The organism is Pseudomonas sp. SORGH_AS_0211, from assembly GCF_031453455.1.
Taxonomy (GTDB): domain Bacteria; phylum Pseudomonadota; class Gammaproteobacteria; order Pseudomonadales; family Pseudomonadaceae; genus Chryseomonas; species Chryseomonas aestiva.
Genome location: NZ_JAVIZV010000001.1, coordinates 525,363 through 537,627, shown reverse-complemented (window position 1 = coordinate 537,627; position 12,265 = coordinate 525,363). Strand labels below are relative to the sequence as shown.

General features: G+C 67.2%; 8 protein-coding genes. 3 read left to right on the top strand and 5 right to left on the bottom strand.

Features of this window, described 5'->3' with window-relative positions:
* The first annotated feature begins 242 nt into the window (after positions 1 to 242).
* On the top strand, positions 243 to 2,054 hold the full coding sequence (locus tag QE393_RS02470; protein WP_310041945.1) for an ABC transporter ATP-binding protein: 1,812 nt from the start codon (positions 243 to 245) through the stop codon (positions 2,052 to 2,054).
* A 65-nt stretch (positions 2,055 to 2,119) separates the two neighbouring features.
* Complete coding sequence (locus QE393_RS02465) at positions 2,120 to 2,272, top strand: hypothetical protein (protein WP_007162537.1); 153 nt, start codon at positions 2,120 to 2,122, stop codon at positions 2,270 to 2,272.
* Positions 2,273 to 2,602: 330 nt separating this feature from the next.
* On the opposite strand, the gene treA is transcribed toward QE393_RS02465, so the two are convergent.
* From treA to QE393_RS02450, 3 genes are all read right to left on the bottom strand, one after another.
* Positions 2,603 to 4,246 carry an alpha,alpha-trehalase TreA gene (treA, locus tag QE393_RS02460; protein WP_310041943.1) on the bottom strand — a complete coding sequence of 548 codons (1,644 nt, stop codon included), beginning with the start codon at positions 4,244 to 4,246 and terminating at the stop codon, positions 2,603 to 2,605.
* A 99-nt stretch (positions 4,247 to 4,345) separates the two neighbouring features.
* Positions 4,346 to 6,259, bottom strand: a complete 1,914-nt coding sequence (locus QE393_RS02455; RefSeq protein WP_310041942.1) for an ATP-binding protein — start codon at positions 6,257 to 6,259, stop codon at positions 4,346 to 4,348.
* A gap of 126 nt (positions 6,260 to 6,385) precedes the next feature.
* Positions 6,386 to 9,811 (bottom strand): AAA family ATPase, encoded by a 3,426-nt coding sequence (locus QE393_RS02450; protein WP_310041939.1) that lies wholly within the window; start codon positions 9,809 to 9,811, stop codon positions 6,386 to 6,388.
* Positions 9,812 to 9,983: 172 nt separating this feature from the next.
* Between QE393_RS02450 and QE393_RS02445 the strand changes: the two genes are divergently transcribed.
* A complete protein-coding gene (locus QE393_RS02445) occupies positions 9,984 to 10,121 on the top strand; it encodes a hypothetical protein (protein WP_310041937.1) in 138 nt (45 codons plus the stop codon).
* Between the two features lie 42 nt (positions 10,122 to 10,163).
* Here QE393_RS02445 and QE393_RS02440 read toward each other — a convergent pair whose 3' ends face one another.
* Both QE393_RS02440 and QE393_RS02435 read right to left on the bottom strand, forming a co-directional pair.
* The gene (locus QE393_RS02440) at positions 10,164 to 11,339 is read right to left on the bottom strand and encodes a zinc-dependent alcohol dehydrogenase (protein WP_310045609.1); all 1,176 of its coding nucleotides are present in this window, start codon (positions 11,337 to 11,339) and stop codon (positions 10,164 to 10,166) included.
* The gene (locus tag QE393_RS02435) at positions 11,339 to 12,178 is read right to left on the bottom strand and encodes an SRPBCC family protein (RefSeq protein WP_310041936.1); all 840 of its coding nucleotides are present in this window, start codon (positions 12,176 to 12,178) and stop codon (positions 11,339 to 11,341) included. The genes QE393_RS02440 and QE393_RS02435 overlap by 1 nt, the downstream gene beginning before the upstream one ends.
* Positions 12,179 to 12,265: the final 87 nt, after the last annotated feature.

Sequence of the window (12,265 nt, the reverse complement as noted above, 5' to 3'; positions counted from 1 at the left end):
AACCCGCCGAAGCGGGTTGTTTGTTGCGACCATCCCAACGTCCTGTCAGGCGCCATCCTGGCCTGGTCTTCATCCGTGACCTCAGAGCTGCGCATCCTGCGCCGCTGATAGGTGTAGATTACGCAGCCCGCCGGAGCGGCGACATGGCCAGGTAACACCAGGGCGTGTAAGCCTTTTGCCATAGCCTCGGGAACATGGCGACCGCCGCCTCGACTAATGCTGACCCTCGCCGAAGATCCGCCATGGCCCTCTCGACCTCCTTCGCTATCGTGCAACAGCAGATGCGCCGCGCTGCCGGCCTGGTCTGGAGCACCTCTCCCGCGCTGATGATCGGCCTGGTTCTGGCCACCCTGGTCGCCGGCCTGCTGCCGGCGCTGGCCGCCTGGCTGGGACAGCGCATCGTCGATGCCGTAGTGGCGGCCATGCGGCTGCATGCCGAGCAGGGCCAGGCGCCGCTGTGGCCAGTGCTGAAGTTCGTGCTGGCCGAAGCCGGTGTGCTGGCCGCCCTGGCGGGGGCCCAGCGGCTGCTGTCGGTGCAGCAATCGCTGCTGCGGGTACGCCTGGGGCAGACCGTGAATCTGCTGATCCTGGAAAAGGCCCAGACCCTGTCGCTGGCACAATTCGAAGACGCGGATTTCTACGACAAGCTGGTGCGGGCCCGGCGCGAGGCGTCCATCCGGCCCCTGGCGCTGGTGACCAAGTCCCTGACCCTGTTGCAGAACCTCATCTCCCTGGTCAGCTTCGCCGTGCTGTTGGTGCATTTCTCGCCCTGGGCGCTGCTGCTGCTGGTGGTGGGCGCCCTGCCGGTGTTCCTGGCCGAGGCGCGCTTTTCCGGCGATGCCTTTCGCCTGTTCAGTCGGCGTGCGCCCGAGACGCGCCGCCAGACCTACCTGGAGACCCTGCTTTCCCACGAGGCCTACATCAAGGAGGTCAAGCTGTTCGGCCTGGCGCCGCTGCTGCTGGAGCGCTATCGCACCACCTTCACCAAGCTCTATGCCGAGGACCGCCGCCTGACGCTGAGACGTGACGGTTGGGGTTTCGTCTTTGGCCTGCTGGGCACCCTCGCCTTCTATGCCGCCTATGCCTGGGTGGTGCTCGATACCGTGCGCGGCCGTCTGAGCCTGGGCCAGATGACCCTCTATCTCACCCTGTTTCGCCAGGGTCAGGCCGCAGTCAGCGCCAGCCTGACGGCCCTTGGCGGACTCTACGAAGACAGCCTCTACCTGAGCAATCTCTACGACTACCTGGGCCAGCCGACCAGCGCCGAGGGCGGCAGCCTCACCGCCGGCAGCCAGCCCGGAGATGGCCTGAGATTCGACGGGGTCGGCTTTACCTATCCGGGCGCGACCGCACCGACGCTCAAGGACATCAGCTTTCACCTGGCGCCGGGCCAGAGCGTGGCCCTGGTGGGCGCCAACGGCTCGGGCAAGACCACCCTGATCAAGCTACTGACCCGGCTGCATGCGCCTACCCAGGGACGCATCCTGCTCGATGGCAGCGATCTGCAGGAGTGGCAGCCGGTCGCCCTGCACAGGCGTATCGGCGTCATCTTCCAGGACTTCATCCGCTACCAGCTCACCGCTGGCGAAAACCTCGGTGTCGGCGACACCATGGCCTTCAACGATGAGGCGCGCTGGCGCAAGGCGGCCGAGCAGGGCCTGGCCGACGAGGTCATCGCCGGTCTGCGCGAGGGCTACGAGACCCAGCTCGGACGCTGGTTCATGGGCGGCCAGGAGTTGTCCGGCGGGCAGTGGCAGAAGATCGCCCTGTCGCGCGCCTATATGCGCGAAGACGCCGATATCCTGGTGCTGGACGAACCTACCGCCGCGCTGGACGCCGCCGCCGAGGCGGTGATCTTCGAGCGCTTTCGCGCCCAGGCGCAGCAGCGCATGACCCTGCTGATCTCGCACCGCTTCTCCAGCGTGCGCAATGCCGATCAGATCCTGGTGCTGGAAGGCGGCGAGATCCGCGAGCGAGGGAATCACAAGCAACTGCTGGCCAGCGGCGGCCGCTATGCCCAGCTGTTCGATCTGCAGGCCAGAGGCTATCGCTGATCGCCGGTAACGAACTTCGCGTGGAGGGCTATGCCCAACGCTTAACAACCACTCGCGGAGGCCGCATGAACGATCAGATCAAGGAAAACCCCGACGACCTGGACATCGACCCGGACATTGCGCCTGATCCCGAAGAGCCCGTAGGTGAGGATCCGGATGACAAGCCAGTCGAGGAACGCCTGCCGCAGAAGAATCCGCGCAATCCGGAGTACAGCTGATGAACGCCATCCTGCCGTTGCCCGAGGACGAAGATCCGGAGGGGCTGCATCCGGCGGAGTTGCCTGCCGACGAGGACGATGCGCCACCGGTGGATCCGCTGTGACGTTGTAGTACGCCATCAAACTAGATTGGGGGTTGGGTTTACCTCAGCCCTCTCCGAAAGGGAGAGATGGAAATAGCGGTCCGTAGGTTGGGTTGAGCGCAGCGAAGCCCAACGGGTTAGCCAAAACTCCCAGATTGTTGGGCTTCGACGATGAAGCTGTCTCAGCCCAACCTACGGGATTCAGCAGTATGAAAAAGGTCCGCCATGGCGGACCTTTTCTTTGGCCTTATTTCGCGCCAGGTTGCGACTTGTAGAGTTCGAGCAGCTTGAGCGTCACGCCGTTGGTCCAGCCGAAGCCGTCCTGCAGCTCGTATTCGCCGCCGCCGCCACCCTGGCCGCCGGTGAGGTCGTATTTCTCCACCAGCTTCTGCTCGCGGGCGTAGAGGTTCTGCACCTGGGTCAGGAAGCGGGTGCCGATGTCGGCGGCCAGCTTGTCCTGCTGGTAGCGACGCAGGCCGTCCACGGCGATCCATTGCAGGGGCGCCCAGCCGTTGGGCTCGTCCCACTGCTGGCCGGTCTTGACCGTGGTGGTGGCGATGCCACCCGGACGCAGCAGCTGGTTGGCCACGGTCGCGGCGGTCTGGTCAGCACTGCTCTGGCTGGCGAGGCCCACGAACAGCGGGAACAGGGTAGCGGCGGAAACCTTGTCGGTACGGCGCTTGGCCTGCCAGTCGAAGTCGGTGTAGTAACCGGCCGGATTCCACAGGTAGCGGTCGATGGCCTGCTGGCGGGTCTTGGCCTTCTGGCTGTAGGCCTGGACGCAACTGGCCTCGCCGGTCTTCTCGCAGGCCTTGGCGATGGTCTGTTCCAGGTGATAGAGCAGGCTGTTCAGGTCCACCGGGGCAATGGCGGTGGTACGGATGGTCGCCAGGGTCTTGCCATCACCCAGCCAGCGCGAGGAGAAGTCCCAGCCACTCTCGGCCCCGGCGCGCAGGTCGCGATAGACCTCGCCGGCCGGTCGACCCTTGGCCTGGGCGGCGGTGGCCAGGTCTTCCAGGTAGGACTCCTGGCGCGGGGTATCGCGGGCGTCCCAGTAGCGATTGAGCAGGGTGCCGTCGGCCAGCCTGACCACATGGGCATTGGCCTGGCCCGGTTGCAGACCTTCGGCCCCGGCCATCCAGTAGGCGTATTCCTTCTGCAGTTGCGGCAGGTAGCGGCGATAGGCGGAGTCGCCTTCCAGGCTGGCCTGCAGATCGACCATGTAGGCGAAGAACGGCGGCTGCGAGCGACTCAGGTAGTAGCTGCGATTGCCGTTGGGAATGTGGCCGTAGACGTCGATCTCATGGGCGAAGTTGTCCACCATGTCGCGGACCAGGTCGGTGCGCCCGTCCTTGGCCAGACCCAGCATGGTGAAGTAGGAATCCCAGTAGTAGACCTCGCGGAAGCGTCCACCCGGCACCACATAGGGCTTGGGCAGCGGCAGCAGGCTGCTGTAGGCCGGCACCTCTTCGTAATGGCGGGTCAGCACCGGCCAGAGGTCCTTGACGTGGGTCGGCAGGTCAGCCCCCGCCTTGGGCGGTGCGACCTTGATCGGATCGGATTCTTCGAAGTTGGCGCTGACGAAAGCCTTGAGGTCGAAGCCCGGCTTGTCGCGCTGGGCCAGATAGTCCTGGCGGATGTCGGCCGGATTGCGCTTGGGCAGGGCATCGACGAAGTGCTTCTGGTCGCTGAACAGCTTGCCCTGCTGCACGGCGGCGAACAGCTCGGGATAGGCCTGGTCCGGCGGCACGACGCGGGCGTTGCTGGCGTCGCGCCAACTCCAGGTCGGGGTTTCCGGCTTGCTGCCCTCATGGGCGCAGGCGGCGAGAAAGGCGATGGACAGGGACAGGACGAGCATCCGCGCGGGCGGCGCAGGTGGCAGGCGTTTCATGAAGCGCTCCTTTTCTTGTCGACACGACAGCAGCCGCAACGGACGTTGCGACACGAAAGGATCGACCCTGGAGCGCCGCGACAGTTCGCCGCGACCGGCTCAGCCGCCCGGACGCAGACGCCTTACGCAGCGTGCCAGCTCTTCGAGACCGAAGGGTTTGCCGATGAGTTCGACGCCCTCTTCCGCCAGCTCCGGCAGGGACGCCGGGTCCGCCTGACCGGACAGATAGAGTACCGGCAGCCCGGGGCTGGTGGCCCGCGCCTGCTCGGCCAGTTGCCGGCCGTCCAGCCCGGAAAGGCCGAGACTGGTCACCAGCAGATCGATGCGCAGGCTGCCCGAGGCGATGAGTGCCACGGCGGTGGCGCTGTCGGCGACCGCCAGGGGCGTGTACCCCAGCTCCGCCAGCACCTCGCCGATGATGACGCGGACTTCACGCTCTTCTTCGACGATCAGCGCGCAGTCACCGGAGACCTCCGGCAGGACCGGGCCTTCGGCTTCGCTGGGAGCGGGCTCCACCACGGACTGAGCCAGCAGCCGCGGCAGATAGAGGCTGATGCAGGTGCCCTCGCCCACCACCGAATGGATCTCCACCTGACCACCGGATTGGCGGACGAAGCCATAGATCATCGACAGCCCGAGTCCGGTGCCACGCCCGCTGGGCTTGGTGGTGAAGAAGGGTTCGCAGGCGCGCTTGAGGGTATCGGCGTCCATGCCAGTGCCGGTATCGCAGACCTGGATACGGACGAAATCACCGGCCACGGTCTCGATCGGCAGGCCGATGCTGAGCGGTCCGCTGACATTGTCCACGCGGATGCTCAGGTTGCCGCCCTCGGGCATGGCATCGCGGGCGTTGATGGCCAGGTTGAGGATGGCGTTTTCCAGCTGATGCGGATCGCAGTGCAGCAGCCAGAGGTCGGCGTCGAGCTGGACGTCCTTGCGGATCTTCTTGCCCAGGCTGTGACGCAGCAATTCGTGCATGCCCTGCACCAGCTGGCCGGCATCCACCGGACGGGGTTCGAGTACCTGACGGCGGGCGAAGGCCAGCAGGCGCTGGGTCAGGGCCGCGGCGTTCTCGGCCGAGCGAGTGGCGGTGTCCAGGTAGCGTTCCAGCTCCTGGATGCGCCCCTGCTGCACCCTACGACGCATCAGATCGAGCGAGCCGACGATACCGGTCAGCAGGTTGTTGAAGTCGTGGGCGATGCCGCCGGTAAGTTGGCCGATGGCCTCCATCTTCTGCGCCTGGCGCAGCTCCTCTTCCAGAGCCATCAGCTCCTGGCTGCGTATCTCGATGCGCTCCTCGAGGTTGCGATTGAGTTCGTCCAAGGCTTCGCGGGTGTGGACGGCTTCGCTGACGTCGCGGGAAATGGAGAGGAATCTCAGGGGCTGGCCGTCATCGCCCAGGATCGGCGTGACCACCACGTCCCACCAGCGCCGGGTGCCCTTCGCCGTGGGCGCCAGCCCGGTGAAGCGCCCGATGCCGCCCTGCCGCGCCGCCTCGATGGCGGCGGTCACCTCATGGCGCTGCCCTTCGGGCCAGAGTTCGGCCCAGGGACGGCCCTGGAAGGGAATGAAGTCGTCGATCTCCATGACCACCAGGCCACCCGGATTCATGTATTCCAGACGCCCTTCCAGATCGATCAGCTTGATGCAGTCGACGCTGCAGACCATGACGCTGCGCTTGAAGGCCTCGCCCTGCCAGAGTTCGGCTTCATGGCGCCGCTGCGCGGTGACGTCGAGCAGTACGCCACCGGCCTCGCGCCGCTGGAATTGCAGGCAGCGCAACTGGCCATCGGTGCCCTGGCGCCAGGCCTCCCAGACCTGGTCCGCGGCGGGCAGCAGCCCCTCGGGCGGGGCGGTGCAACTCTGCAGCTCGCTGAGCAGCTCGGCGGGTGAAAGGCCTTGGGCCAGTGCCTCGGCGTCCCGTCCCAGCATGGCCGCACAGGCGGCATCCGCGCGCCATTCGGCGCGGCTGGGATCGTATTCGAACAGGCCGACGGCAAGGAATTGGGACATGGTGGGTAGGTGGCCGGTAGGAGAAGGAGATGTCATAGCGCCAGCAGAGACGGCGAACCTGTCTACGTTAACAGTTTCATCGTTTCGCTTCGCGCTGGGCTTCGACCACTGCGCCGGAAAAATTACTCACTCGGTCGCGTTTTTCTCCACGGCATAGCGCCGCTCCAGACCGCTATGGCCCAGACCGACGCCCTTGCGCACCCTGAGCTGCACCGGGATGCGCTCCTTGAGCGCCTCCACGTGGCTGATAATGCCGATGGTCTTGCCGCTGGCATTGAGCTGATCGAGGGCATCCAGGGCGACCTCCAGGGTCTCGCCATCCAGGGTACCGAAGCCTTCGTCGAGAAACAGCGAGTCGATGCCGGTGCGCTGGCTGACCAGATCCGACAGGGCCAGCGCCAGGGCCAGGCTCACCAAAAAGCTCTCGCCGCCGGAGAGGGTACGGATGTCGCGCAGGGCATCGGCCTGCCAGGTGTCGAGGATCTGCAATTCCAGCTCCGCCGCCTGGCGACGGATCAGCCGGTAGCGGCCGTGCAGGCGCATGAGCTGACCGTTGGCCAGGTGTACCAGGTGATCCAGGGTCAGGCCTTGGGCGAACTTGCGGAATTTGGCGCCGTCGGCCGAGCCGATCAGGCCGTTGAGGTGCTGCCAGAGATCGTGATCACGCTCCTGGGCGGCGATCTCGCCGAGCAGCGCCTGCAGACCCTCGCGGCGGCGCTCGTCTTCGCGCAGGGCGGCATTGACCTCGCCCTGGCGTTGGCCCAAGGCGCGCAATTCGGCGCTGGCAGCGGCCAGTTCGGCATCCAGTTCAGCGGCGCTGCGCTCGGTCTGCGGCTCGGCGTTCAGGGTGTTCAGGCGTTCCTGCGCCGCACCAGCCAGGGCGCGCGCCTCGGTCAGGCCGGTCTCGAGGCGGGTGCGCTCCCTGGTCAGGGCGCTGTGCTCGTGGTCGTCGAGTTGTGCGGCGCGCCAGGCGTCGGCGTCGGCGAAGGCGCTGGCGGCCAGAGCGGTCTGCCAACGGGCGGCGGCTTCGCTGGCCAGCTGCACCTCGCCCGCCAGTCGCTCATGCAGCGCCTGGTGGCTGCCCTGCAGCGCCGCACCCTGCTCGCGGCAGTCTTCCCAGGTCGCGGTCGCCTCCGCGAGCACGGCCGCAGCGGCCTCCGGCGCTACCGGGACGGCTGCGACCTCGCCGGCGCGCTGGCGCCAGGTCTCGACCAGCGGCGCGAGGGTGGCCAGGCGCTGGGCAATGTCCTTCAGGTGCTGCTGCAGTTCCTGCGCTCGCTGGCGATCGGCCTGCCAGCGGCGCCACTCCTGCTCGCGCAGCGTCAGCCATTCGCCGGCACGACTGGGCACCTCATGTCCCCAGCGCGCCAGCTCCGCGCCCAACTGGCGCTCTGCGGTGGCCTGTTGCGCCTCGGCCTCACGCTGTTCCCTGGCCCCCTCCGCCAGATCTTGGCGCGCTCGCTCCCACGCCGCCTCGGCCAGCGCCTGGCGCTGTTCGGCATCGGCCTGTTGACGCGCCAGGCGCTGGGCTTCGTTGCGGCCTTCCTCGCCTTGCTGACGCAGGCCATCCAGGGTGGCGAGCACCTGCTGGATGCGCGCCAGCTCCTGATCCTGACGGCGGCGCAATTCGGCCACCGCGCCGGGTATTTCGGGATCGGCGCCCAGGGCAACGCAACGCTGGCGCCAGAGTTCGCCCAGCTGTTCCAGTTGCTGGCTGGCTTCGGCCTGCTGTTCGTTGGCCTGATCGAGTTGCGCCTTGAGCGCGGCCAGGGCCTCGCTGAGTTCCTTGCCCTCCTGGGTCAGGCGCTCCAGTTCGGCCTTGGCGTCCTGCAGGACGGTCTGGGTGGCAGAAACGTCCAGGGCGGCATAGTCGGCCACCGCGGGGTGCTCTCGGGAGCCGCACAGCGGACAGGGTTCGTCGGGCTGCAATTCGGCGCGTTGGGCCTCCAGGCTGCGAATGACCCTTTCCTGTTCGAGCAGCTTCTCGCGCTCGCGCACCTGCTGGGCCACCTCGCGATAGCGTCCGCGCAGGGCATCCAGGCGCACCTGATGATCGCCATGCTGGCGCTGGCGCTCGCCCTGGCTGCGGGCCAGGCGCTCCAGCTGGGTCTGCAGCTGGCGTCGACGCTCGACCAGTTGGTCCAGCTGATCCACCTCGTTGACCCGGCCCAGCGTGGCCTGCCAGAGGGCACGCCAGGCCTTTTCGTCGCGGCCGTCCAGCGCCGCCTGCCAGCGCTCGCGCTGGGCCTGCTCCGCCGCCTGGGCCTGGGCGGCCTGCTCGCGTGCCCGTGTCACCGCTTCCTGCTGGGCTTCGCGTTCCTCGGCCAGCAGCTGCAGCTGCCGGGTCTGCTCCTGCTGGCGGCGCGTCAGGCGCGCCAGGGCCTCGGCTCGTTCATCACGCAGGGCCAGCTGGCTGCGCCAGTCGCCCAGGCGTTCGCCAAGTTCGGCATGACCCCTGCGCTCGGCCAGGCTTAGCTCCAGATGCTGGTGTTCGTCTAGCGCCTGCGCCTGCTCCGCCTCGGCCTGGCGCAGTTGTTCGCCACTGGCACCCAGGGACTGGGCCAGGGCGACGTCGCGGCGACTGGCCAGGGTCTGGATACGCTGATCGAGCTGTGCCAGTTCTTCCCGGCTGCGCTGTTCGCGCGCCGCGGCCTCGCGCCAGGCCTGCTCGATGGGCAGCAACCGGGCCGCCGGCTCGGCCGCCGCCAGCCGCTGACGTTGCGGCTCGGCGGCCTCCCAGGCCTGCTGCGCGGTGGCCAGGCGCGCCTGGGCCTGCTGCTCGTCCGCCGCCGCCTGCTCCACGGCGGACAGCCACTGGCGTTGGGTCTGCCAGGTCTTGAGGTCTGCCCCCAGTCGCTCTTCGCATGCGGCCAGGCCGCTGCCCTCGGCGGCCAGCGCCTGGCGGCGTTCGGCGTCCAGCACCTCGACCCCGGCGACGCGCTGGCGCAGGCCGTCCAGGACGCCCTTGGCCTCCCGCGCGCGCTCGAACACCCGCTGGGAGATCTGCCCGTACACCGCGGTGCCGGTCAGCTCTTCCAGCAGTTCGGCACGCTGGCTGGCACTGGCTTCCAGGAAGGCGGCGAAGCCCCCCTGGGCCAGCAGCATGGAACGGGTGAAGCGCTCGAAGTCGAGGCCAGTGAGTTCTTCGGTGAGTCTGAGCTTGTCACCGGTCTTTTCGGCGAGGATGCTGCCATCGAGCCTGGCCAGTTCCACCTTGGGCGGTTGCAGGGCGCCATCGGCGCGGTCGCGGGCGCGGCGCTGGCTCCAGAAGGCCCGATAGCGCTCGCCACGCACGGCGAATTCCACCTCGGCGAGGCAGTCACCGGTGTGGCGGGTCATGAGTTCATTGCTCTCCCCGCCCACCTTGCTCATGCGCGGCGTACGGTGATAGAGGGCCAGGCAGATGGCGTCCAGCAGGGTGGTCTTGCCCGCCCCGGTCGGTCCGGTGATGGCGAACAGACCGCTGCTGGCGAAGGGTTCGGCGGTGAAGTCGATCTTCCACTCACCCTTGAGGGAATTGAGGTTCTTCAGGCGCAGGGTGAGGATCTTCATCGGGCTTTTCCAGGACGACTCGGCGAACCGCCGATTCTGGCATTGTTGGGCTCGCTCGCCCATGCCAACCGACCACTCGACCTGTGGTCGTGTCCACCGCTGAACTTGCTCCGGCCCTCGCTCTCAACTGCAAGGTATCGCTCTGCAACCACGTTTCCCCGGAGGATCCGTCGTGCGCTCGCCCCTCTCTCCCTTCGATTTTCTCGGCATGCCCCTGCTGGTCGGTGTGGGCACCCTGGCGCTGGTCAGCTGCAGTGGCGGCCACAAGGTCGCCGCGCTGTGGCAGCCGCTGGCGATCTGGCTGGTCTAGCGGATAAAAAGCCCGGCGATCCGGGGATCGCCGGGCGGCCCCTCAGGGCATGAACACCGCCCTCATGCAGTTCTTGTCCTTGGACTTGAACAGCTCGTAGCCATAGGGCGACTCTTCCAGGCTCATCGGATGGGTGAGCAGGTAGGACGGATCCAGCTCGCCTTTCTGGATGTGTTCGAACAGCCGCTCCACATAGCGTTGCCCCGGCTGCTGGCCCGATCTCAGGGTCAGGGCCTTGTTGACGATGGCACCCATGGGAAACTTGTCGATCACCCCGCCATAGACGCCGATCACCGATACCGTCCCGCCCTTGCGGCAGGCACGAATGGCCTGGCGCAGCGCCGAACCGCGCTCGGTATGCAGGCGTAGCAGCTGCTTGGTCTTGTCGTAGGCATAGTCGACCTGGGTGCCGTGGGCTTCCATGCCGACGCAATCGATGCAGCGATCCGGGCCACGGCCACCGGTCAGTTCCAGCAGCGCCTCATGGATGTTGGTGGTCTCGTAATCGAGGACGATGGCGCCGGCCTTCTTGGCCGCCAACTGCAGTCGATCGCTGAAGCGGTCGATGGCGATGACCCGCTCGGCGCCCAGCAGGTAGGCGCTGCGAATGGCCATCTGGCCAACGCCACCACACCCCCAGACCGCCACGGTATCGCCAGGCTGGATGTCGGCGATGTCGGCGGCGTAGTAGCCGGTGGGCACGGCATCGGACACGAACACCGCCTGGGCATCGCTGACGCCGTCAGGCACCTTGAACAGGTTGACGTCGGCATAGGGCACCCGCACGTAGGTGGCGTGGCTGCCGGCATAGCCGCCGAAGGCATGGCTGTAGCCGAAGATGCCGGAACAGGGCTGTCCATAGGCCAGCTCGGTCATCTCAGGTTTGGGATTGCTGTTGTCGCAGCAGTTGTAATCCTCGCGCTGGCAGTGCTCGCAGTCACCGCAGCCGATGATGGAGACGGTCACCACCCGGTCGCCAACGGCCAGGCCCTGGTTACGCAGGCTGCTGCCCAGCTCGACGATCTCGCCGAGGAATTCATGACCGATGATGTCGCCAGGCTTCATCGCCGGGACGTAGCCACCCAGCAAGTGCAGGTCCGAGCCGCACACCGAGGACATGATGATGCGCACGATGGCATCGCGCGGATTGAGGATCTCCGGATCCGGGACGGTTTCCACCTGCAGACGGTTGGGGGCTTGCCAGGTCAGGGCACGCATCATTCGGTCCTCCCCTGGGTGCCCAGGCCGGCATTGATATCGGCCTGGGGTTCGTCGGCCGGGCGGGTCACCGGAGGATGAGGCGGCGCCAGCGGGCGACCGCTGCGGGTGACCTCGGGGGTGGCGATCTCGCCGGTTTCCAGTTGTTGCTTGAGCCGGCGCAGGCCGAGATTGACCGCCTTGCCGGTGAAGCGGCTGATGCCTTCGGTGACGGCATGACCGAGCAGGCCGGCCGGGGCTTCGCAGGCCAGTACGGCCTGGACCAGGGTGCCGCGGCCCTGGGGTGCGTCGCTGAAGGTCAGACTGGCCTTGTGCGCCATGAAGGTGCCGGGCACGGTGCTCCACAGCAGGAATTCGTTCTCGCGGCGCTCGCTCTGCTCCAGGGTCCAGCTCAGGGTGCGCCCCAGGGGACCGGAGGCATGCCAGTGGCTGTCACCATCGGCGCCCAGCTCGATGCGGTCGACGAAGGGCAGCAGCTCGCGCAGGTGCTGCAGGTCGGCGCAGTAGGCGAACACCTCTTCACGCGGCTTGGCGATGGTGACGCTGCGCTGGATGGCGGTGGGATTGCGCCAGCCCCAGCGCTCGGCCAGCGCCTGTTCGAAAGGTGATGGCTGCAGCGCGGCCTTGAGCTCGCAGCGCTGGCGTACCCCGCGACTGAGGGCCATGGCGCCCAGCGCCATCTTCACGCAGCCGGCCAGACCACCGCGGCGCATTCCGCCAAGGATCAGCAGACCACCGCCAAGCAGGGAAACCACGCGTTCGGTGCTCTGGACATTGGGGACCTGGTTGTCGGAACGTTCATGACGCGTGGCGGCGAGGGGTTGCGATAGGTCGTGCATGGGGTCTCCTCCGATATGGGCTACATAGAGAGGGTGACCCCGGGGCAGCGGGCCTTGTTCCGGAGGAGAAATACCGTCCGATGGAAG